Raw genomic sequence first — 21,903 nt, 5'->3', positions numbered from 1 at the left:
ACGTCTGCTCCTCGGTCATCGCCGCGCCTGACTCTCGAAGACGACCTGTGCACGCCACCGCATCCAGTCGTCGCCGTACACCGAGCAGCCCATCTCCATCGCCACCGCCGACGAGATCTGCACACGGCGGGTGCCCTCGAGCCGGAACCATGCGAGCTCGCGGGGGAAGTGGACGGGCACCTTCTCGGGGCACTGCACCCACCGGCGGACCTTCCACCCGTTCGCGAGCGCCACACCCTGCATGGCGTGCTCACACGCTTCATTGCAGGGGCCGCAGAGCGTCAGCCCGTCGACGGCCGTGGGGAGGTTCTTCGACCCGCCCATGCCCGTCGCCCGGCGGTGCTGGAACGTCAGCTCGAGCGCCCCGCAGATCACGCAGCGGTACCCGTCCCGCAGGTAGACGTTCGTGCGGGTCTCCGTCGTCGGGGCGGTCATCCTGCCACCGCCAGAAGGAACTCAGCGACCGCGTGCCCGAGGTCACGGGCGGCGGGCGGGGTGACGGCGTTGCCCGCCTGCTTCACCTTGTCGCGCTTCGTGCCTAGCAGCAGGTAGTCCGCGGCGAAGCCCATGCCCGCCTGGATCTCGTGGGGCTCCAGCATCCGGAAGCCCGCGTCGTCGACGTCGAGGCTGATCGGCTCCGAGGGCTCAATGAGCGACTGGTGACCCGCCGTGGTGAGCGCCCGGATCGGCTCGTCCACCGGCGTGCTCATGGCCGACTGGTCGCCGCGGTTGTTGTTGTTCCGCATGACGAGTGCGTGATGGTTGCCCTCGGCGCTCACCGTGTCGATCGGCGCGGCGACGGTCTTCGCGACGCCGTGATTCCGGAGCGGCACGAGCAGCCCCGTCTCGTTGCGGGACGACTGCGTGCGCAGCGGGTCTGCGGCGGATGCCGCCGACTTCCTCTCGCGCCCCTCCACCGGGATCAGCAGTGAGGCATGGAGCCCACCCGCGACGATCGACGGCAGTTCGCGCGTGACCGGCTCGGACCGAGTCGCATCAGCGCCGCTGACGTGGTTCACGATGAGCGGTTGCGCGACGAACATCGATCCGGACGCCGTCAGCGCGCCGAGCGCCTCCTTCGCAGACTTCGCCGGCACGGTGTTGCCCTCGCCACGGACGATCAGTGGCGGGATCGCCATGCCGTGCTCAATCGTGCCGAGCTGCACCGGCAGCGGCGAGTCGAGTTCGCTCACCCGGAGGTATCCGGATCCAGTCGTCACACCGTCGTACGTGTTCCCCGCAGCCTTCACGACCAACGGCGCCCAGTGACGCTCGATGCCTCGGCGGATCCGCTCGCGCGTCTTCTCCGCGAGAGGCTTCTCCCGGTCGCCGATGCGCGGGGCGGGCAGCGACCAGTCGATGATGGACGACGCCGGGAGCCAGCCCGGCTCGATCACCTGCCAGCACTTCGGGCACCGGTAGAGATACTGCGCGCGGTACCGGCCCCACTGCTCGGCCTTCTTCCACGCCTGCACCGCCTGCACCTGGCCGTGCTCGGGGCAGAACGCCAACGGCCGGGTCCACTTCCCCACGTTCGGCGCCGGGTGCTGCTTCGTCGACAGATCCGAACGCCACATCACGATGTACATGCGGTCGCGGGATTGCGGGGCCGGGAGGCCGCCGATCTGCGCGTGCATGCTATTCAGCCACACGAACTGCAGCCGGTAGCCGAGCGACTCCATCGCCATCTGCCAGGCCGGGAACTGGTCCCACCGGTACGCGTCGACGACGTTCTCCAGGATGATCGCCATGTACCGGTGGTGTTCAGCGAACCGTGGGATGTCCCACATCGTCGCGCGAGACCGGTTCGCCGCCTCGTCGGGCAGCGGGCGGGTGCCGTCGATCTCGAACAGCGCCTGATCTTGCATCCGCTGCCGCTTGATGCCCTTCGCGATCGAGTGGTTCGTGCACTCAGGCGACCCCCACAGCACGTGCGTGCGCGGGAAGTACGCCGGGTTCACCTGCGAGATGTCCGCCTGTGAGTGATCCGTCTCGGGGTGGTTGATCTGATGGGACCTGATCGCCAGCTCCCAGTGGTTCGCCGCGATCACGACCTTGTACCCGGCGGCCACGAGCCCAGACGACGATCCACCGGCGCCGCAGAACAGATCGGTGACCGTCAGCCCGTTCCAGGGGATGTCCGGGTGCTGGTAGCCGATACGCTCGGCGACTGCGGCGCTCATGCGGCGCTCCCTTCTTCGAGCGCGAGCAGGTCGAACAGCGTCGGCGTCGCCTGCTCGGCGTCCATCTCGCGCTGATACATCACTGCGTCACGGAACGATGTCGGGTTCAGCTCCGACGACTGTCCGCGGCGGCCGAGCTTCCGGGCTCGCAGTGGCACGGTCCCGAGCCCGCCGAACGGGTCATAGACCAGCTCGCCCTTCATGGAGTACCGAGCTATCAGCCGATCGACGATGTCGAACTGGAGCGGGCAGATGTGGAACTCGAGCGCCCGCCTGGACTGCTCGCCGTTGAGGGTGAGCATGCGGTTCACGTCGTCCCACACGTCGGGCCGCCACGACCCCGGGTCCAGGCTCTTGAAGGTCGACGGCAGCGCCTTCTTCGCTTCGAGCGCCTCACCGGTCGCGACGTGTGCGTCGAAGTCGTACACGTTCGCGCGGGACTGCGCCTTGAACAGCCTCGACCGGTCCTTCGGCTCGAGCTGGGCCAGTTCCTCAGGCGTAAGCAGTCGGTTCCCTGACGAGCGCCAGTCGGCGGCCGCATCGATCTGCCAGCGGGCGAGCGAGTAGTCCGCGATGTCCTTCGAGATCCGCTCGTCGGCGTACCCTTTCGCACGGTCGCTCTGCGGCTTGTGGAACAGCAGGATGTACTCCGGCGAACCGACGCCCATCTTCGAGCCGTCCTTGCGCATCTCGGTGTAGCCGAGGCGGTAGGTCTGGTTGTTCTCCCTGACGACGTCGGTCGTGACGGTGATCATGCCCATGTAGTCGAAACCCCACTTGAGCCCGTGCGCGAGCGCTTCGGCGTGGAACGGCGACACGGTCGGGATGCCGGCGCCGGTGACGTTGCCGAACTGGATGCGGTCCTTCACGTGGCACGCGTAGATCCGGCCCGGCTTGAGCACCCGGAGCAGCTGCGGCGTCAGATAGTCCATCTGCTGCCAGAAGTGCAGGTTGTCGTCGGTGTGGCCGAAGTCGTTGTAGCTCGGCGTGTACTCGTAGTGGTTCGCGAACGGGATCGACGTCACGATCAGATCGACCGAGTTCTCATCGATCTGGTCGCGCGTCTCCGGGACGCAATCGTTCAGCGCCAGCGTCCAGTCAACGCCCGACTCCACACGCCGCTCGACGCCCATCGACCGGGTGAGCGCTGCCGAGATCGCGGCCGGGTTCAGCCCGAACTCGCGGATCACGTCGCTCATCGTGTCGGTGAGACGGTCGTGCTCTTCCCACTTCGACAGCAGAGCGTCACGGATCTCCGACTCCGTCTCCGCGTAGATCAGGTGCACTGTGCAGGGCCTGGTCTGCCCGAACCGCTGGATGCGGTGCACCGCCTGGATGGTGTCGTTGAACTTGTACGTCACACCCACGAAGATCGCGGTGTTCGACCGTTGCAGGTTCATCCCCTGGCCGAGCTGCACCGGCTTGCCGACGAGCTCGGCCGTGTCGGCGTCGCGCCAGGCGTCGAGCCGGCGTTCCGCCTCATCGTCGGGCAGCGACCCGTGCACACTGGAGAACGGCAGTCCCTCGGCGCGCAGCGCATTCTCGATCGCGTCCTGCTCGTCGTTCAGATCGCACCACAGGATGATCGGATCATCCGCACCGTGCTCGGCGACGTGCGCGCGCACGATCCTGACCAGCTGCGCGACGCGCGCGTCGAGCGTCTCGCGCTTCTCCTTCGCGGCACCCTGCAGTGACATCGCGCCGCCGCGGACTAGCACGCCCTGGCCGTCGCGTTCGATCACGTCGGACTGCAGGTCGACCTCGACCTCATGCCACTGGATCGTCAGCGGCGGCAGATCATACCCCTCATCGGAGTGGCCGAGATCCGACGGCCGCTGAACGAAACATGCCCACGTGTTCAGCCACAGCCAGAACTCGCGCTCCTTATGCGGGTAGAGCTTGAGGTTCCCCGCCTTCGACGAGTCGCGCTGGAAGAACCGGGTCAGCGCCTGGCCGGTATCCATGATGCCCAGGAACCCGGCGTAGTGGATCAGCTCCTTGTGTCGGTTCGGTGACGGCGTCGCCGTCGCCACGAACCGGTACGGAATCGCATCGAACAGACCGAGGAACTCCTGGTACGTCTTCGATCCGAACGATCGCAGCACCGACGCCTCGTCGAGGCTGACCGCGTCGAACACGTCGACGGCGAGCTTCCCGTCGCGCACCGACTCGTAGTTCGTCACATAGATGCCCGACCATCCAAGCTCGACCTCTTCGGTGCGGCGGATGAAGCGGATCTCCGTGTCGAGCAGGTTGCGGCCGTCACGGATGAACTCACCGCGCACGCCGAGCGGCGCAATGATCAATGCACGGCCGCTGGCGACCGTCGAGGCTGGGTGCGAGATGATCTGCCGCAGGATCTCGATCTGCATCACGCTCTTGCCGAGACCGAACTTCGCGAAGATCGCCCGACGGCCGCCAGCGATCGCCCACTGGACGATGTCGCGCTGATGCGGCAGCAGGACGGGCGCGAGGTCGTCGGCGTTGACCGGGAAGCCGAAGCTCCGAACGAACGCGACCTTCTCCCTCAGGAACTCCTCGTACGTCATCGTCGGCGCATCGAGGAATGCGGGGTTCGTGAGCGTGCTCACCGGTGTTCTCCCCTCAAATTGGCGTTCAGCGATCGGAGGATGTCGATGTCCCGGCCGATCGCGCGTTCGTAGTCGCGGGCGTACTCGAACTGCAGGTACGCGGTGTCGCGGGCATCCTGCGCGCGCACGGCACGGTCGTTCGTCGCCCGGGCGAGGTCGCGGCGTTCGCTCATCGCCATCCGCGGGTAGATCTGCAGCAGCTCCTCCGCGCCGAGCGCGACCGCGATGCGCAGTTCGTTCTCGGCCGCGTTCAGCTGCTCACGGAACTTCGCCAACGCCGCCGGCGCACGGCCGTTCACTTCCCGGGCACGGGCCAGCGCGCCTGCGGCCTGGATCGGTGTGGGGAGCAGCTCAATCAGCGCTTCCTCGCTCAGGGCGGCGAGGTTCAGCGGGACGAGGTGCGCGTCACTGCCCGGGAACTTCTCGTCCTCGATGAGCTCGCCGCTCTGCTGGTCGACGTTCATCGCTTGCCTTTCTTGCGGGCGGCGGCGCGACGCGCGGCACGGTTCGCCGGCGGCTGGTGATCCTGCGGGCGCCTGACTTCATGTGCCGGTTCTTTCACCGACTCGAGTTCGTCGCGCATCTGCTCGTTCGCGCCCATCGCCGACCACGCGGCGCCCGACGCGAGGTCCGCCAGCTCGCGGCGGCGCGCACGCAGCGCGCGGTGCAGTGCGGTGCCGGCGGCGTCCGGGGTGAAGATGCGGGCGGCGCGCGCGTCCTTCTCGACCGCGTCGAGCGCGTCGGAGTTGGCGGCCGCGGCGATCTCCGCGGCCCAGTCACGCTCGGGTGCCGGCTGCTCGCGCGGCGTCCACGGTTCGGCGCGTTCGTCGCCCTCGTCGTCGATCACGATGTCGCCGAGGATGTCGCGGAACGTCTGCCGGAACCCGACCATGCGCACGGTGCGGCCGAAGTGGCGCATCGGTGAGCGGGTCCACTTCCCTGCCCACTCCTCGGATGCCTCCGGGAACTGCTCGGACCACCGGATCGTGACCTCGGTCGGGATGCGCACGTCCTTCCGGTACGTGGACACTCGTGCGTAGGCAGGGTGCGGGTGCTCATCGGTCGGCGCCCACGCGGTCACCCACGTCTCACCATCGTTCGAGAACTCGACCGGCCCGGTGCCATCCCACATGCCGGAGCCATGGACGATGCGCTCAACCTCACCGATCGTCTTCTTCTCCACCAGCTCAGCCATTGAGTGCTCCGATCAGCTCGTCGACGGAGAGGTGGATGCCGTCCGCCATGAGGTACATCAGCTCGGGCTCGGGTAGCTCCGGGATGAGGATGTGGAGCGACTTCGACGGGTGACCCGCGAAGTACCCAGCCTCGAGATGTGCGCTGCGTCCACTCGGGAGCAGCAGGACGCCGACGTCGGAACATTCCATTGCGTCCCAGTCGTTGCCGAATCCGGCCGCGGCCGTGTCGGTCTCCAGCGCGCGGGCGAACGCCCATGGCGACCATCCCTCCCAGAGATGGTCGATGTCGGACCAGCGGAACCCGCCGCTGTCGTCACCGTGGCCGCTGAGCGTCCAGGAGTCGTCGGGGTTGCGGAAGTCGTACACCGCGTGCCCGGCGGCGCGCAGCGCGGCGAGCACCTCCGACTGAAACTCGTTGCGCCAGCTCGACGCGAGATAGATCGTGTGCCTGGCCATCAGTCCGCCTCCTGGAATCGCAGCGACGTCGTGCGCCGCACCTTCGGGTACGCGCGCTTCGCGGCCGCCTCGATCAGCGCGAGTTCGACGCGCAGCTCCTGCACACGGGCGTGCGCCTCCGGCGCGGCATCCCGCCAGGCCGTCTCGTCGATCGACACCGTCTCCGACACGAGCGCCTGGAAGCCCCCATCAGCACCCATGCCCACAGCGCCGAATCGGGCCGCGTGCGGCATCTTCGCGATCGCCTTCTTCAACACCGCGTTCGCCGTCTTCTCCGCACGGGCTGCCTCGTCGAGCTTCCGCTTGACCGGCACCCACTCCGCGCGGGCCGCCTCGACGTCGTCGGGCAGGTCGTCGACGTCAGGGCATCCCGCGTCGCGCCACGCGATGAACGCGTTCGCCCGGTCCACGAGGTACGCGATCATCTCCTCGTCGCGGGGAACGTCGATCCAGTGCGCACCGTCAGCGGGCGGCATGTCGTCGTCGTCACGGACCTCCCACCCGTACAGGCCCGACGCGGCACGGAGCACGCGCATCTGCCACTGCAACTGCGCGTAGTGGTCGACCGGGATGCCGTCGTTCTCCCAGCCGTGCTCGTGCGACTTCACCTCGATCACGACGAGCGAACCGTCACTGTTCCGGCCGATACCGTCCGGGGTGGCCCGGTGCAGGTCGTTGTCGGCGGCCGCCCACAGGGCACTGTTCGGTGCGACGACGTGCAGCTGGTCGGCGGCTTCGTCGAGGAGTGCGTCTTCGCGGGAGTGTCCGGCGCGGGTCGCCTTGTTCCCGGTGAACCGGGACCCGTTCATCTTCGCTTCGAGGATCCGCTTCCACGTCTTGATCCCGCCACGGGCGATCTCCCACACCTCAGAGGCGGTGACGCCCTCGCCCCGCTCGAGCATCCACACGGTGCGGGGCGCGTCGGCCGGGACGACGATGCGCGCCGCGATGGTCTGCGCGGTCACTTCTCGTCGTCCGTCCGGTGGAAGGACACGTCCATGCCCTCGGCGCGCATCCGCTGAATCGTGTCGGCGAGCGGGTCACCGATGCCGAAGTCGAAGTCGAGGGTCGCGTCACCGGTCCGCTCGGCGCGAGTGCGCTGCATGATGTCGGTGATCGTGTCGATGTCCTCCGGGTCCCGGATGGGCTCGATGAACAGGACACCCGCGACGGGCGTGACCTCGCCTCCGGCGGTGTAGTCGATCTGCTTCTTCGCGGTGTCGACCACCATCACCACGAGGTGGCGGCGCTCCGGGTGCTGAACCAGCTGCGGGTGCAGACGGTCCATCCCGTTCGCGTCATAGTCCTTCGGCAGCGATGCCGACAGCTTCACGGTCATCGTGATTCCCTTCGATCAGGTGAGTAGATGTGGACGGTCACGAGATGGTCGTGAAGCCGTAAGCGAGGAGGGCGGCATCGGCGGCGCCGAGCAGCCCCACCGTGATGACCGGTCCCCAGAACCGGTCACCACGACCGGGGTCATCCCCGGTGAGGTTCGGGTCATCCCCAGACCCGATAGCCCGCCGCGCCCCCACAGGGCGACGGGAGTTCAGAACCGAGCGGACCCGGATGCGCGTCATCGCTGCCACCCCCGGTGATCCATCTCGTCCAGACGGCTCGGCGGCTCATCCTCCGGTGCGTCACTGATCCACGCGTCGCGACGGAACGCCCCGCAGGACCAGCAGAGGATCACGAAGCACCCGGCGAACAGGACCGCGAACACCAGGGAGAGGAACCCTCGCGGCATGAACCACAGCACCAGCGCGATTCCCACGCAGGTGAGCGTCGCCACCCAGCGGATCGTGCGCTTCATCACTCCGCTCCCATCTGTGCGAGCTCGAGCGACCCGAGCCGGATCCGGAGTCGTTCAAGACCGCGCGCGGTCACCCGCACCTGCGGGGCGGCGGGCATCAGGTCGCCCGTCTCCCGGTCGATGTAGGGCGGCATGGCGCGCTCCGTGAGGTAGCCCGCGTCGAGTGCCCGCGCGTACGGGCGCCACCGGCGGCGCTCACCCCGGTAGATCCACCCGATCTCGCCGAGCGTGTCGAAGAGTCGCTGAGGGCCCGTGTCGACGCCTGCACGCTTCAGGATGTTGGCGGCATCCGCGACTGAGTAGTCGCCGTCTGCGGAGGCCAGCTCGTCCCACGCTTCCGCGCGAGGCGTCAGCTCGGCGACGTGCGACTGCAGCTGCTCGACACGGCGCGCGCTGATCGCGAGCGCCTGGTGCACGATCTCGTCCTCGGTGAGCGCCGGCGCCATGCTGTAGGTCCCGGTGCGGCGCAGGCTCGGGATCACCTCATGGGTGAGCCAACGGCGGAACTCGCGAGCGCGAGGCGCGTCGGAGCGAATCACGACCTCGTACACGCCCGGCTCGTTCACGACCGTCGTGCGCTGCTCGCGACCGAGCGCATCTCGGATGGGGTACGTCTGGCGTACCCCATCGTCGAGACGGTCGACGACCGCCGACGCCGAGCGGGTAAGGCCGATCGCCGCGACGACGTCGGCAAGCACGAACCACGGCTCGTCCTCGATGAGCACCATGCGCACGACGTGGCCGACGAACCGCCAGATCTCCAGGCCGTTCATGCGTGCGCCTCGTCCCACTCGCGCACCGCGGCCACGGCGCGGCGGATGCCGACTTCGGCCTTCTCCCGAGCGAACGGGTGCATCGCGTCCCACGACGGGTAGACGCGGCGTGCGATGTGCTCCACGAGTTCGCGGGACGAGGGGATTGCGTCCGGCGTGCTTGGGGATCGCACGCCGGACGCAGCCCCTACGATCGGCTCAGAGGCCTGAACGGATGCGGGAACATCCGGGCCACCGACCGAAGGGGAACCATCATGGCTTGGTATGTGCATTTCGGAGGCGAGAGACTCACCGCCGTCGACGACGAAACGCAGGCGCAGATCAAGGAAGGCATCCGCACGATCGCTGCCCAAGGCGGGTGCGCCGTGGTTGGTCTGTCCACGAGCAGCGAAACCTACGAACTGATCTGGAGCCCCGGCGCTGCGATCTACTTCAGCTACTTCGATGAGACTGCTGATGACGAGACCGAGGTCGACCGCGAGTTCGCGAGCATCACCGCGGGGATGTAGCTCCACACTCGCCGTCCCAATCCTCGCGGCGACGCGGCGCGAGTGGCGGGGCCGGTTCGCCTCCAGCCACGCCCACCGAGCGCGACGCGCCCTCACGCAGTCGTCGCACGCCTCGAACGTCCCGCCCGGGTGAGCGTCACAGTACGGTGCCGCGGTCACGATGCACGCCCTGTGAGCGCGACGACGTCGGACCGCAGGTAGCGGCGGTGCTTTCCTGGGCGGATGAACCGGATCTTGCCCTCGTCTGCGAGGCGCGACAGCTGCTTCGTGGAGAGGTAGGCGATGCGCGTCGCTTCGCCGGGAGTGATGTACTCACCGGCCTGCATGTCCGCTGCCGGACTATTAAGCACCTGACTCATGCCGACGACTCTAACGGCCAAATAGTCCGAGTCAAGCGTTTTTGCCGATTTGCTTGATTCTTGTCCGATTTGTCCGCTATCGTTCTGGCTATGGCACTCGCATCTGAAACCAGCAGTACCCGCCGTCGCGCATCGCGCAAGGCGGACGCCGAGCTCGGCGAGCGCGCTCACATGCTCATCTGGCGCGCAGGCAAGACGCAGATGGAAATCGCACTCGAGATCGGAATGGAGTCGACCGCTCTCGGCAAGAAGCTGCGAGGGAAGAACGGCTGGGCACTCCAAGAGGTGCTCGATATCGCGGCCGCGCTGAACACGACCGTGGCCTACCTCATGGGCGAATCTGACGACCCCGAGAACCCGAACGGACCCGAAGCGCCGATCATCACGGTGTAAACGTGGCGCTCTACCAGCTGAGCTAAAGGCCCGTCCCGCCAGTCTACGAGAGCGAGCGTGCCGTATGCGGCTTCGCAGCGACGTCGCCGCGTCAGCGAGTCGCTAGGCTGGTGCGCGGTGTGCCGCGCGCCGTACCCGACGTGCCACTGACCCGCAGCAGCAGCTGACGTGACCCGTCAGCCGAAGAAAGGTGATCCGTGACTGTCCACGATCAGGATCCGTATTCGCAGGGCCCCCTCGACAGCGACCCCGACGAGACGAGCGAGTGGCAGGAGTCGCTCGAGCAGCTGGTCAAGGCCAAGGGTGCCGGCCGCGGCCGGGAGATCATGCTCAGCCTGCTGAAGGCCTCCAAGGAGCTGCGGCTCGGCGTGCCCATGGTCCCGACGACGGACTACATCAACACGATCGCGCCCGAGAACGAGGCGCCCTTCCCCGGCGACGAGGAGCTCGAGCGGCGGTACCGCTCCTGGATCCGCTGGAACGCGGCGATCACGGTGCACCGCGCGCAGCGGCCGGGCATCGGCGTCGGCGGCCACATCTCCACCTATGCGTCGTCGGCCTCGCTCTACGAGGTCGGCTTCAACCACTTCTTCCGCGGCCAGGACCACCCCTCCGGCGGCGACCAGGTCTTCTTCCAGGGCCACGCCTCCCCCGGCATGTACGCCCGCGCGTTCCTCGAGGGTCGCCTCACCGAGGCGCAGCTCGACGGATTCCGGCAGGAGAAGTCGCAGGCTCCCAACGGCATCCCCTCCTATCCGCATCCGCGGCTCATGCCGGAGTTCTGGCAGTTCCCGACCGTGTCGATGGGGCTCGGGCCGATCAACGCCATCTACCAGGCGATGACGAACAAGTACCTCACCAACCGGGGCATCAAGGACGTCTCCGACGCGCACGTGTGGGCGTTCCTCGGCGACGGCGAGCTCGACGAGGTGGAGAGCCGCGGGCAGCTCCAGGTCGCCGCGAACGAGGGCCTGGACAACCTCACGTTCGTCGTGAACTGCAACCTGCAGCGCCTCGACGGGCCGGTGCGCGGCAACGGCAAGATCATCCAGGAGCTGGAGAGCTTCTTCCGCGGCGCCGGCTGGAATGTCATCAAGGTGGTGTGGGGACGCGAGTGGGACGACCTGCTCGCGCGCGACGTCGACGGCGCGCTCCTGAACCTCATGAACGTCACTCCGGATGGCGACTACCAGACCTACAAGGCCGAGAACGGCGCCTACGTGCGCGAGCACTTCTTCGGACGCGACGAGCGCGCCGCCGCCCTCGTCAAGGACTTCACCGACGACGAGGTGTGGAACCTGCGCCGCGGCGGCCACGACTACCGCAAGGTGTACGCCGCCTTCAAGGCCGCCGTCGAGCACAAGGGCCAGCCGACCGTCATCCTCGCCAAGACCATCAAGGGCTACGGTCTCGGCCCGCACTTCGAGGGCCGCAACGCGACCCACCAGATGAAGAAGATGACCCTCGACGACCTCAAGGCGTTCCGCGACGCGATGCACATGCCGTTCACGGATGCGCAGCTCGAGGAGAACCCCTACCTGCCGCCGTACTTCAACCCGGGTCCGCAGGACGAGACGATCCAGTACATGCTGGAGCGCCGTCGGGAGCTGGGCGGCTTCCTGCCCGAGCGCCGGTCGAGCCACGTCGATCTCGCACTGCCGGGCGACGCCGCGTACGCGCTTCCCAAGAAGGGGTCGGGCACCCAGGAGGTCGCCACCACGATGGCGTTCGTGCGGCTGCTGAAGGATCTGCTGCGCGCGAAGGACTTCGGGCACCGGATCGTGCCGATCATCCCCGACGAGGCGCGCACGTTCGGCATCGACGCGTTCTTCCCCACCGCGAAGATCTACAACCCCAACGGCCAGCATTACACGTCGGTCGACCGCGAGCTCCTGCTCGCATACAAGGAGAGCCCGCAGGGGCAGATCATGCACGTCGGCATCAACGAGGCCGGCGCCATGGCGGCGTTCACCGCCGCGGGCACGGCGTACTCCACGCACGGCGAGCCGCTCATCCCGGTGTACATCTTCTACTCGATGTTCGGGTTCCAGCGCACTGGAGACGCGAACTGGGCCGTCGGCGACCAGATGGCGCGCGGATTCGTCATCGGCGCGACCGCGGGCCGCACGACCCTGACCGGTGAGGGGCTGCAGCACGCCGACGGCCATTCGCCGCTGCTCGCCTCGACGAACCCGGCGACGGTGTCGTACGACCCGGCATACGGCTACGAGATCGCCCACATCGTGCGCGACGGGCTCGAGCGCATGTACGGCGGCAGCCACCCCGACCCGAACGTCATGTACTACCTCACCGTGTACAACGAGCCGCTCGTGCAGCCCGCCGAGCCCGAGGATGTCGACGTCGAGGGCATCCTCCGCGGCATCCACCGTGTGAGCACGGGGTCGGGCGAGGGACCGCGTGCCCAGCTCCTCGCGTCGGGCGTGGGTGTGCCGTGGGCGCTCGAGGCGCAGCAGCTGCTGCGCGACGACTGGGGCGTGTCCGCCGATGTGTGGAGCGTGACGAGCTGGTCCGAGCTGCGCCGCGACGGCATCGCCGCCGACGAGCACAACTTCCTCCACCCCGACGAGGAGCCGCGCACCGCTTACGTCGCCGACAAGCTCCGCGGCGCGGAGGGTCCGGTCGTCGCGGTCAGCGACTTCATGCACGCCGTTCAGGACCAGATCCGTCCGTGGGTGCCGAACCGGTTCGCGACTCTCGGCGCCGACGGATTCGGCTTCAGCGACACGCGACCGGCGGCCCGCCGATTCTTCAAGATCGACGGTCCGTCCATCGTCGTGCGCACTCTTCAGTCGCTCGCCGAGGACGGCCTCGTCGACCGGAGCCTGTCTGCCCAGGCCATCGGGAAGTACCACCTGCACGACGTCACGGCGGGAACGAGCGGGAACGCGGGCGGCGAGAGCTGAACATGATCAGTGAGCAGGCCCCCACGGACAAGGCGGAGACCCTCGTCTGGCTCCGCCGCATCTCCGGGGACCTCGCGACGGCGACGATCACCCGGCTCGAGGAATCGCTCCCCTGGTACGCCGAGATGCCGCCGGCACGACGCTCCGCCGTCGGGCTCGTGGCGCAGGCCGGCATCACGTCGTTCATCCAGTGGTACGAGGATCCCGACTCGACGCCGTGGATCGCGTCGGACATCTTCGCCGCCGCTCCCCGCGAGTTGCTGCGCAGCGTGAGCCTCACCCAGACGCTGCAGCTCGTGCGGGTGAGCGTCGAGGTGACCGAGGAGCGCGTCGCCGGGCGCAGCGAGGAGCTGCGCGAGGCGATCCTGCTGTATTCGCGGGAAGTCGCCTTCACCGCCGCCGACGTGTACGCCCGCGCGGCTGAGGCACGAGGGCTGTGGGATGCGCGGTTGGAGGCGCTCGTCGTCGATTCGATCCTCACCGGCGAGGCCGACGAGCAGCTGCCCAGCCGCATCGCGGCGCTGGGGTGGCACGGCCACGGCGAGGTCGCCGTGCTGGTCGGCACGACGCCGCCGGTGTTCGACGTCGACCAGCTGCGCCGCACCGCCCGGAAGCTGGGGGTGGATGCGCTGATCGGCGTGCAGGGGTCGCGCCTCGTCCTCGTCGTCGGCCGCTCGCAGACGCGTGGTGAGGACGACGCCGAGAACGGGCTGCCGTTCCTGCAGATCGCGAACCACCTGGCTCCGGGCTTCGGGGACGGTCACCTCGTGCTGGGTCCACCCGTTCCGGCGCTCGTGGACGCCGGGCAGAGCGCCCGCGCGGCGCTGGCCGGATTCGCGGTGGCGCGCTCCTGGCGGCATGCGCCTCGGCCTGTCGAGGCCGACGATCTGCTTCCCGAGCGCGCGCTCGCCGGCGATCCGCTGGCCAAGACGACCCTCGTCGAGAAGATCTACCGGCCGCTCCAGGCGCACAGCGCCGACCTCGTCACGACGCTGTGGAGTTACCTCGACAACGGCCGTTCGCTGGAGGCCACCGCCCGCGAGCTGTTCGTGCACCCGAACACCGTGCGCTACCGGCTCAAGCGCGTCTCCGAGGTCATCGGCTGGGACGCCACCGGCCCGCGCGAAGCACTCATCCTGCAGACTGCCCTCATCCTCGGCGCGATCGGCACCGACGCGACCCGCCGACGCACACCGCAGCGACGCCCGCACTGATCGTGCCTGCTGTGCGGCGCGCACAAACGATTCCGGCATTCTTGTGCGGCTCTCGCCAGTTGGACGTCCGCGCTTTTGGCAGGATGGGATGGTGATCATCGCCGTCTTCCCCGGCCAGGGCTCGCAGACGCCTGGCTTCCTCGCCCCCTGGCTCGAGCTCGAGGGAGCCCGCGAACGGCTCGCCGGTTACTCCGACAGCGCGCAGGTCGACCTCGTCGCCGCCGGCACCGAGTGGGATGCCGACCGGATCCGCGACACCAAGGTGGCCCAGCCGCTGATCGTCGCGGCGAGCCTGCTCTCCTGGCATGCCGCGACCGACGGGGGCCACCTGCCCGCCGGCGTGGCAGGGCACTCGGTCGGCGAGCTGGCAGCTCTGGCCGCGGCCGCGGTCCTGCCCGATGCCGAGGCGCTGCGCCTGGTCGGCATCCGCGGGCGCGCCATGGCCGACGCGGCGGGAGCCGCGCAGACCGGCATGAGCGCCGTCGTGGGCGGCGACGAGGCGGCGGTTCTCGAGCGCCTCGCGGCCCTCGACCTCACCCCGGCGAATTTCAACGGCGGCGGGCAGATCGTCGCCGCGGGAGCCCTCTCCGCCCTCGCCGAGCTGGCCGCCGACGGCCCGCGCGGCGCGCGGGTCATCCCGCTCCAGGTCGCCGGCGCCTTCCATACCGGCTACATGGCGCCCGCCGTCGACACGCTGCGTGCCGCGGCCGCCGAGGTCGAGGTATCCGACCCCGCACTCACCCTCTGGACGAACAAGGACGGTTCGGTCGTCACCTCCGGAGCCGCAGCCGTCGACCTCATGGTCGCGCAGGTCGCGACGCCGGTGCGATGGGACGCCTGCATGGCGTCGTTCGCCGAACACGACGTCACGGGGATCATCGAGTTCGCCCCCGCCGGCACCCTCGTCGGTCTCGCCAAGCGCGCCCTGCGCGGAGTGCCGAGCGTGGCGGTGAAGACGCCGGACGACCTCGCGGCGGCGACAGCCCTGCTGACGGGAGAAGCAGCATGAGCATCACACTGACCCAGCCCACCGGGCCCGCGCACACCCGCATCTACGCGTACGGCGCCGCACGCGGGGAGAACATCGTGCCGAACGACGACCTCGTCGGCCCCATCGACTCCAGCGATGAGTGGATCCGGCAGCGCACCGGCATCATCACCCGCACCAGGGCCGAATCCGGCACCACCGCGATCGACCTCGCCGCCGACGCCGCGAGAGAAGCCGTCGAGCGCTCCGGGGTGGCGCCGGAGAAGATCGACGCCGTCATCGTCGCGACGATCAGCAACCCCAAGCAGACCCCGTCGGTGTCGGCCATCGTCGCCGATCGCATCGGTGCGACGCCGGCCGCGGCCTACGACCTCAACGCCGCGTGCGCCGGCTTCGCATACGGCGTCGCCCAGGCCGACGCCCTCATCCGCGGGGGCGTCGCGCACTACGCGGTGGTCGTGGGCGCCGAGAAGCTCAGCGACATCGTCGATCCCACCGATCGGAGCATCTCGTTCCTCCTGGGCGACGGTGCGGGCGCCGCGGTCGTCGGCCCGAGCGACACGCCCGGCGTCGGCCCCACCGTCTGGGGCTCCGACGGATCGAAGGCCGAGCTCGTCGGGATGAACGCGACCCTCACCGAGTTCCGCGACGGTGCCGTGCCGTGGCCCACGCTGCGCCAGGAGGGCCCGAGCGTCTTCCGCTGGGCCGTCTGGGAGATGGTCAAGGTCGCCCGACAGGCGCTGGAAGCGGCAGGAGTCGGCCCCGCCGACCTCGCCGCCTTCATCCCCCACCAGGCCAACCTGCGGATCATCGACGAGTTCGCGAAGCAGCTGAAGCTGCCCGCCTCGGTCACGATCGCGCATGACATCGAGACCACCGGCAACACGTCGGCGGCGTCCATCCCCCTCGCCGCCCACCGCCTCCTCGAGGAGCACCCGGAGCTGTCGGGCGGTCTCGCCCTGCAGATCGGATTCGGCGCGGGACTCGTGTTCGGCGCCCAGGTGGTCGTGCTCCCCTGACCGGGACGCGCGCAACCCTAGACTTGTCCACGGCCCGTCGGGCCTGCATCCGCAACCACCACGAAGGAGCAGAAATGGCATTCACCAACGATGAGGTCCTCGCCGGCCTCGCCGAGCTGATCACCGACGAGACGGGCATCTCGGCCGACGAGGTCGCGCTCGAGAAGTCGTTCACCGACGACCTCGACATCGACTCGATCTCGATGATGACCATCGTCGTCAACGCCGAGGAGAAGTTCGGCGTCACGATCCCCGACGACGAGGTGAAGAACCTCAAGACCGTCGGCGACGCCGTCACCTACATCACCTCTCACCAGGCGTGACCCCTCCGGTGGGGGCGCCCCGCCCCCACCGGCACCACACACCCGAGGAACCCGTACATGAGCACCCCCCGCATCGTCGTGACCGGCATCGGCGCCTCTTCGCCGCTGGGCGGCACCGCGCCCGAGAGCTGGTCCGCCCTGCGCGCCGGCGTCTCCGGCGCCCGCACCCTCGAACACGACTGGGTCGAGGAGTACCAGCTCCCGGTCACGTTCGCCGCCGAGGGTGCCGTGCGCCCGGAGACGGTCCTGGAGCGCCCGGTCGCGAAGCGCCTCGACCCCGCCTCCCAGTTCGCGCTCGTCGCCGCCAAGGAGGCATGGGTCGACGCCGGCAGCCCCGACGTCGAGCCGGAGCGGCTCGGCGTCGACTTCGCCACCGGCATCGGCGGCGTCTGGACGCTGCTGGACGCCTGGGACACCCTGCGTGAGAAGGGGCCCCGGCGGGTCATGCCGATGACGGTGCCGATGCTCATGCCGAACGCGGCGGCCGGCAACCTGTCGCTGCACTTCGGCGCCCGTGCCTACGCCCGCACCGTCGTGAGCGCCTGCGCCTCGAGCACGGAGTCGATCGGCGTCGCCGCGGATCACATCCGCGCGGGCCACGCCGACGTCGTGATCGCGGGCGGCACCGAGTCAGCCATCCATCCCATCACCGTCGCCGCCTTCGCCTCGGCACAGGCGCTGTCTCGGCGCAACGACTCCCCCGCGACGGCGTCCCGCCCGGGCAGCATCGACCGCGACGGGTTCGTCATGGGCGAGGGCGCGGCGGCCGTCGTCCTCGAGACCGAGGAGCACGCCAAGGCCCGCGGGGCGAAGATCTACGCCGTGCTGGTGGGAAGCGGCGTCACCGCCGACTCGTACCACATCACCGCGAACGATCCCGAGGGCCTCGGGGCGTCCCGCGCGGTGCGTGAGGCATTGGAGCAGGCGGATGCGTCGCCCGACGACGTGACGCACATCAACGCGCACCTCACCTCGACGCCGGTGGGCGACCCCAACGAGTACACGGCTCTGCACCGCGTGTTCGGCGACCGCGTCCGGGACATCCCGGTGTCGGCCACGAAGGCGTCGACGGGCCACCTCCTGGGGGGCACCGGCGCGCTCGAGGCGGTGTTCACGGTGCTCGCACTGCGCGATCGCGTCGCGCCGCCGACGATCAACATCACCGAGCCCGATCCCGAGGTGCCCTTCCGGCTCTCCGGCGACGAGCAGCCGCTCGGAGACGGGCCGCAGCTCGCGATCAGCAATTCCTTCGGGTTCGGCGGACACAACGCCGTCGTGGCGTTCGCATCCGCCTGACCTGACGCCAGAACGCCCCGCTCGCGCTGCGCGAGCGGGGCGTTCTGGCGTCTGTCGGGCGGGCGATTCGCGGTCTCAGCCTCCGGGATCAGCGGCCTCCGGAGACCGGTAATGGCGCCTCGACCCGCCCGAAGTCATCTGGGCGCGGTCAGCCGACCTTGTGCAGCCAGACCACCGGTGCGTCATCCGAGGCGTGCCGGAACGGCTCGAGCTCCTCGTCCCACGCCGCCCCGAGGGCGATCTGCAGTTCGCGCTCGAGTTCCGCGACATCGCCTGCCGCGACCTCCATCGCATAGCGCACGCGGTCCTCGCCGATCACGACGTTGCCCGCCGCGTCGGTCTGGGCGTAGTGGATGCCGAGGCCCGGCGTGTGCATCCAGCGTCCGCCGTCACTGCGCGGCGTCGGGTCCTCGGTGACCTCGAACCGCAGGTGCTCCCATCCGCGGATCGCCGTGGCGAGGGCCGCACCGGTGCCGGTCGGGCCCTCCCAGTAGAACTCCGCGCGCCGGCTGCCGGCGAGCACCGGCTGGTCGGCCCACTCGAAGCTCGTTGCACGCCCCAGTGCGCGTCCGACCGCCCACTCCAGGTGCGGGCACAACGCGCGTGGCGCGGAGTGAATCAGAATCACTCCACGCGCCTGTGTCGTCGCCATGGTCTCTCCGTTTCGTCAGGTGCGTCTTCCCCTACGACCTGACCGGATGCGCCGGCGACGTGCTGTTCGGTTGTCTCGGCCCCATTATGACCGGTGCGCCGGCGAATCACAAGCATGTGATTCGCCGGCGCCAACGGGTCACGCCTCGCTCATCGCGCGGACTTCCGCCTGTCCCTTGGCGGCGTAGTACGCGGCACGCGCCGCGTCCTTCCGCGCCTGCTCGGCGTAGCCGGCGTCGAGGATCGCCTGGTCGACCGGAACGCTCTCGACGTGGTTGCGTCCGTGATACTTCTCGATGTACGCGTCGAGCTCGGGGCCACTCGTCCACGAGGTGATGAGGTTGTAGCGCGGCTCGGTGCCGAGGTGGGTCGTCGCGTGCCACAGGCGCTGCGTGTCGATGATCAGCTGCGCGCCCGCCGGCAGCGCGATGCGCACCTCGCCCTGCGGGTCGGTGCGGTTCTCACGCAGGACGAAGAAGCTGTCCTTGTCGTCGGTGAGGTTGAAGAATCCGCGCACGACCCATCCCGTGCCGTCCGGGTTCAGACGGTTGTTGTCATCCTGATGCAGGTTGTAGAGGCAGTCGCCGTAGGGCGTGGGCTGCAGCTCGATGATGCGGCAGCGGCCGACGTTCGCTCCCGGCTCCTGCGCACGGCGGGTGAGGTTCGGCGCCTTGGCGACCTGCGACTCGATCCAGACGCCGTCCTTGTCGGTGCGCGGCGGCTTGTGGTTCCAGAACCCGTTGCATTCGATGTCGCCCTTGGCGCTGGCGAGCGGCGCGAAGCGGGTGTCGCCCGAGGACTTCCAGTCGACGTACTCGACGTCGAGCCACTCCTTCGGGTCGAGCTCCTGGTTGTAGCTGTCGAGGACGACGTATCCGGTCTCCTCGAGCGCAGCCGACTTGATGTAACCCATGATGCGAATCATGACCTTTCGTAGGGGGCCAGCGAAGTTTTTACAGGCCCGACTTAGGCAAGCCTACCTCGGGGTCTTCCGGCACTCCGGGGCACCGGCCGTGAATATCCGCGCCGCGTCAGGCGCACCCGGGAGCCGCCGCGAGGCCCGCCTAGAGTAGAGCGGGCGCTGCCTTCTCGCGTGCGGCGCCGAGCCGTCGCATCGATCGTGCAGGAAGAGTGAGAACAGTCATGGGCAGTGCCACGAACGTCGACGCCACCGCGGTCAACACGATCGCATGGCTCGCGCAGCCGGGAACCACGATCGTCGTGCCCGTGTATCAGCGGCAGTACCGCTGGGACATCGGCGGGTGCGAGCAGCTGCTGGCCGACGTGCGCGCCGTGGCCGATGCCGACGATCGCACGATGCACTTCATCGGCTCCATCCTCTCGGCGCCGGCCGCCGAGCCGGGCGACGCCGACCTGATCCTCATCGACGGGCAGCAGCGCATCACGACGCTCATGCTGCTCATCGCCGCGCTGCACCACACCGTGCGCGACGTCGACCCCGCCCTCGCCGCCGAGCTCGCCCAGGTGCTCGTCCGCGCCGATCGCGCCGACGTGACCAAGCTGCGGCCGCATCGCGAATGGGCGGACGTGTTCCAGGATGTCGTCCTCGAGCGCGACGCCGATGCGCGGCCGGAGTCGCGGTTCGACGACAACTACGCGTTCTTCCGCAGTCAGGTGGGGCCCGACGAGGCGGCGCGCGTGTGGCGCGGCATCCGGAAGCTCGAGCACGTGTCGATCACCCTCGGCCCGGGAGCAAACGCCCAGCAGATCTTCGAGAGCCTCAACTCCACCGGCGAGCCGCTGCGCGATCACGAGCTCATCCACAACTACATCCTGATGGGGCTCACGCACGAGCAGCAGACTCTCATCGAGGACGACTACTGGCTCCCCATCGAGCGGGCGACCGGAGAGCAGATCGCGGGATTCTGGCGCCACTATCTCATCATGACGACGGGGCGCGAGGTCACCGTCGCCGGCGAGCGCGGCGTCTACGACGCGTTCCGCGCCCAGGTGCCGCGCGTCGACCTGGCGACGCTGCGCGCACGCGCATCCCAGTGGCGGGAGGCCGCCGAGCTGTACGGCACCCTGCTCGACCCGTCGCGTGAGCCGGACGCCGAGATCGGACGTCAGCTGACGTATGTCAACACGTTCGGCCGCGGCATGTATCCGCTCGTGCTGCGCGGCTACAGCGACTTCCGCCGTGGTGAGCTCGACCGCGGCGGCTTCATCGCGCTGCTGGAGCACGTGCAGGCGCTGCTCCTGCGCCGCGAGATCGTCGGCATCGCGAACGACCGTCTCGTCGCGCGGCTCTGCCGTGCCCGTGACGAGGGGAACGATGCACTCCTCCACGCGATCTCGCGGATCACGCCGTCCGACGAGCGCGTGCGCGTCGCGCTGAAGTACGGCGATCTGCCGCACGCCGCGTACGTGCTCGGTCGGATCGCGGGTGCCGAGAGCCCGGCCGGGCTCGACGTCGAGCACATCTTCCCGCTCGCACCGTCGGACGACTGGAGCGGCGACGGCCTGCGCCGATGGAAGGAGCTGTCCGACGACGAGCAGAACAGTCATCGTGCCCTCGCCCAGTCGCTCGGCAACCTCACGCTGCTCGAGCAGCATCTGGCCGAGCGGGCGTTCGGGGCGTCCTTCCCTGCGAAGCGCTCCGAGTACGCTCGCAGCGCGCTCGCCCTCACGCGGGCGCTCGCCGACCGTGACGCCTGGGGCACGGCCGCCATCGCCGCGCGCACGGCGGCACTCACCGACGACCTGTTGCGCATCTGGCGGCGCCCCACGACGACGCTCATCGACGACGACGGCCTCACCCCCGTCCTCGACGCCCGGCGCCGCCGCGGGTGGCCGCGCGGATGGGAGCGGGAGTTCGACTATGTGGAGTATCGCGGCGAGCACTGGGAGGTGCACGACGTGAAGTACCTCTTCAATCGCGTCTTCCGGCGGCTGTGGGCGGATGCGCGTGAGCACGTCGTCGCCTACAGCGCGCGCCGCGGCGGCCCGATCTTCCCCGCGATGGCATGGAACGGCCAGTGGGATGAGCTCGACGAGGAGAACTTCCTCTACATGGGCTGGGACTCGAAGTACATGCTCACCGCGGTGCAGGGAGTGCTCGAGGAGGCGGGCATCGCGCCGGAGGTCTTCGTGAAGTACTCGTACATCGGCGCTGCCATGTGACACTCTCCGCGGGGCCCGTCGGGCCGACCGGGCATCCTAGGGATGCCGGGCGGCGGTGACAATCCCCTCCA

At 69.0% G+C, this 21,903-nt stretch carries 24 protein-coding genes; 9 read left to right on the top strand and 15 right to left on the bottom strand.

Features of this window, described 5'->3' with window-relative positions; translation table 11 throughout:
- Positions 1 to 15: 15 nt before the first annotated feature.
- From AC3RX1_RS08700 to AC3RX1_RS08645, 12 genes are read right to left on the bottom strand one after another with little or no spacing between them, the layout of a single operon-like run.
- Positions 16 to 435, bottom strand: a complete 420-nt coding sequence (locus AC3RX1_RS08700) for an HNH endonuclease (protein ID WP_491500833.1) — start codon at positions 433 to 435, stop codon at positions 16 to 18.
- Positions 432 to 2,183 (bottom strand): DNA cytosine methyltransferase, encoded by a 1,752-nt coding sequence (locus AC3RX1_RS08695; RefSeq protein WP_491500832.1) that lies wholly within the window; start codon positions 2,181 to 2,183, stop codon positions 432 to 434. Before AC3RX1_RS08695 ends, AC3RX1_RS08700 begins: the two co-directional genes overlap by 4 nt.
- A complete protein-coding gene (locus AC3RX1_RS08690; protein WP_491500831.1) occupies positions 2,180 to 4,774 on the bottom strand; it encodes a DNA methyltransferase in 2,595 nt (864 codons plus the stop codon). Before AC3RX1_RS08690 ends, AC3RX1_RS08695 begins: the two co-directional genes overlap by 4 nt.
- Positions 4,771 to 5,238: a hypothetical protein gene (locus AC3RX1_RS08685; protein ID WP_491500830.1), complete on the bottom strand. Its 468-nt coding sequence runs from the start codon at positions 5,236 to 5,238 to the stop codon at positions 4,771 to 4,773. Before AC3RX1_RS08685 ends, AC3RX1_RS08690 begins: the two co-directional genes overlap by 4 nt.
- Entirely contained in the window at positions 5,235 to 5,969 is a 735-nt protein-coding gene (locus AC3RX1_RS08680; protein ID WP_491500829.1) for a hypothetical protein, read from the bottom strand. The genes AC3RX1_RS08685 and AC3RX1_RS08680 overlap by 4 nt, the downstream gene beginning before the upstream one ends.
- Positions 5,962 to 6,426 carry a hypothetical protein gene (locus AC3RX1_RS08675; protein ID WP_491500828.1) on the bottom strand — a complete coding sequence of 155 codons (465 nt, stop codon included), beginning with the start codon at positions 6,424 to 6,426 and terminating at the stop codon, positions 5,962 to 5,964. Before AC3RX1_RS08675 ends, AC3RX1_RS08680 begins: the two co-directional genes overlap by 8 nt.
- Positions 6,426 to 7,391 carry a YqaJ viral recombinase family protein gene (locus tag AC3RX1_RS08670; RefSeq protein WP_491500827.1) on the bottom strand — a complete coding sequence of 322 codons (966 nt, stop codon included), beginning with the start codon at positions 7,389 to 7,391 and terminating at the stop codon, positions 6,426 to 6,428. Before AC3RX1_RS08670 ends, AC3RX1_RS08675 begins: the two co-directional genes overlap by 1 nt.
- Positions 7,388 to 7,765, bottom strand: coding sequence for a hypothetical protein (locus AC3RX1_RS08665; protein WP_491500826.1), 378 nt, complete (start codon positions 7,763 to 7,765; stop codon positions 7,388 to 7,390). The genes AC3RX1_RS08670 and AC3RX1_RS08665 overlap by 4 nt, the downstream gene beginning before the upstream one ends.
- A 37-nt stretch (positions 7,766 to 7,802) precedes the next feature.
- The gene (locus AC3RX1_RS08660; protein WP_491500825.1) at positions 7,803 to 8,006 is read right to left on the bottom strand and encodes a hypothetical protein; all 204 of its coding nucleotides are present in this window, start codon (positions 8,004 to 8,006) and stop codon (positions 7,803 to 7,805) included.
- Positions 8,003 to 8,239: a hypothetical protein gene (locus AC3RX1_RS08655; protein WP_491500824.1), complete on the bottom strand. Its 237-nt coding sequence runs from the start codon at positions 8,237 to 8,239 to the stop codon at positions 8,003 to 8,005. Before AC3RX1_RS08655 ends, AC3RX1_RS08660 begins: the two co-directional genes overlap by 4 nt.
- Positions 8,239 to 9,012: a phage antirepressor KilAC domain-containing protein gene (locus AC3RX1_RS08650; protein WP_491500823.1), complete on the bottom strand. Its 774-nt coding sequence runs from the start codon at positions 9,010 to 9,012 to the stop codon at positions 8,239 to 8,241. The genes AC3RX1_RS08655 and AC3RX1_RS08650 overlap by 1 nt, the downstream gene beginning before the upstream one ends.
- Positions 9,009 to 9,137 (bottom strand): hypothetical protein, encoded by a 129-nt coding sequence (locus AC3RX1_RS08645; RefSeq protein ID WP_491500822.1) that lies wholly within the window; start codon positions 9,135 to 9,137, stop codon positions 9,009 to 9,011. Before AC3RX1_RS08645 ends, AC3RX1_RS08650 begins: the two co-directional genes overlap by 4 nt.
- 129 nt (positions 9,138 to 9,266) lie before the next feature.
- Here AC3RX1_RS08645 and AC3RX1_RS08640 point away from each other — a divergent pair, with 129 nt between their 5' ends.
- Entirely contained in the window at positions 9,267 to 9,521 is a 255-nt protein-coding gene (locus tag AC3RX1_RS08640; protein WP_491500821.1) for a hypothetical protein, read from the top strand.
- A 155-nt stretch (positions 9,522 to 9,676) separates the two neighbouring features.
- On the opposite strand, the gene AC3RX1_RS08635 is transcribed toward AC3RX1_RS08640, so the two are convergent.
- Entirely contained in the window at positions 9,677 to 9,880 is a 204-nt protein-coding gene (locus AC3RX1_RS08635) for a helix-turn-helix domain-containing protein (RefSeq protein ID WP_491500820.1), read from the bottom strand.
- Between the two features lie 90 nt (positions 9,881 to 9,970).
- Here AC3RX1_RS08635 and AC3RX1_RS08630 point away from each other — a divergent pair, with 90 nt between their 5' ends.
- The 7 genes from AC3RX1_RS08630 (at position 9,971) to AC3RX1_RS08600 (ending at position 18,037) form a co-directional block, all read left to right on the top strand.
- Positions 9,971 to 10,273, top strand: a complete 303-nt coding sequence (locus AC3RX1_RS08630; protein WP_491500819.1) for a helix-turn-helix domain-containing protein — start codon at positions 9,971 to 9,973, stop codon at positions 10,271 to 10,273.
- A 197-nt stretch (positions 10,274 to 10,470) separates the two neighbouring features.
- Positions 10,471 to 13,197 carry a pyruvate dehydrogenase (acetyl-transferring), homodimeric type gene (gene aceE / locus AC3RX1_RS08625; protein WP_491500818.1) on the top strand — a complete coding sequence of 909 codons (2,727 nt, stop codon included), beginning with the start codon at positions 10,471 to 10,473 and terminating at the stop codon, positions 13,195 to 13,197.
- Between the two features lie 2 nt (positions 13,198 to 13,199).
- Positions 13,200 to 14,411 (top strand): PucR family transcriptional regulator, encoded by a 1,212-nt coding sequence (locus AC3RX1_RS08620; RefSeq protein WP_491500817.1) that lies wholly within the window; start codon positions 13,200 to 13,202, stop codon positions 14,409 to 14,411.
- Positions 14,412 to 14,502: 91 nt separating this feature from the next.
- Positions 14,503 to 15,420 (top strand): ACP S-malonyltransferase, encoded by a 918-nt coding sequence (locus tag AC3RX1_RS08615; RefSeq protein ID WP_491501009.1) that lies wholly within the window; start codon positions 14,503 to 14,505, stop codon positions 15,418 to 15,420.
- On the top strand, positions 15,417 to 16,418 hold the full coding sequence (locus tag AC3RX1_RS08610) for a beta-ketoacyl-ACP synthase III (protein WP_491500816.1): 1,002 nt from the start codon (positions 15,417 to 15,419) through the stop codon (positions 16,416 to 16,418). The genes AC3RX1_RS08615 and AC3RX1_RS08610 overlap by 4 nt, the downstream gene beginning before the upstream one ends.
- A 74-nt stretch (positions 16,419 to 16,492) precedes the next feature.
- Positions 16,493 to 16,741, top strand: a complete 249-nt coding sequence (locus tag AC3RX1_RS08605) for an acyl carrier protein (RefSeq protein ID WP_491500815.1) — start codon at positions 16,493 to 16,495, stop codon at positions 16,739 to 16,741.
- A gap of 57 nt (positions 16,742 to 16,798) precedes the next feature.
- Positions 16,799 to 18,037 carry a beta-ketoacyl-[acyl-carrier-protein] synthase family protein gene (locus AC3RX1_RS08600; protein ID WP_491500814.1) on the top strand — a complete coding sequence of 413 codons (1,239 nt, stop codon included), beginning with the start codon at positions 16,799 to 16,801 and terminating at the stop codon, positions 18,035 to 18,037.
- A 148-nt stretch (positions 18,038 to 18,185) separates the two neighbouring features.
- Here AC3RX1_RS08600 and AC3RX1_RS08595 read toward each other — a convergent pair whose 3' ends face one another.
- Together AC3RX1_RS08595 and AC3RX1_RS08590 are read right to left on the bottom strand one after the other, a co-directional pair.
- On the bottom strand, positions 18,186 to 18,689 hold the full coding sequence (locus tag AC3RX1_RS08595; RefSeq protein WP_491500813.1) for a DUF3145 domain-containing protein: 504 nt from the start codon (positions 18,687 to 18,689) through the stop codon (positions 18,186 to 18,188).
- A 138-nt stretch (positions 18,690 to 18,827) separates the two neighbouring features.
- Positions 18,828 to 19,601 (bottom strand): hypothetical protein, encoded by a 774-nt coding sequence (locus AC3RX1_RS08590; protein WP_491500812.1) that lies wholly within the window; start codon positions 19,599 to 19,601, stop codon positions 18,828 to 18,830.
- Between the two features lie 230 nt (positions 19,602 to 19,831).
- On the opposite strand from AC3RX1_RS08590, the gene AC3RX1_RS08585 reads away from it, so the two are divergent.
- Entirely contained in the window at positions 19,832 to 21,832 is a 2,001-nt protein-coding gene (locus AC3RX1_RS08585) for a DUF262 domain-containing protein (RefSeq protein WP_491500811.1), read from the top strand.
- The last annotated feature ends 71 nt before the right edge of the window (positions 21,833 to 21,903 follow it).

The organism is Microbacterium altimontanum, from assembly GCF_058349865.2.
Note: the sequence above shows the minus strand (reverse complement) of the source record. Positions and strands in the feature narration are given on the sequence as shown.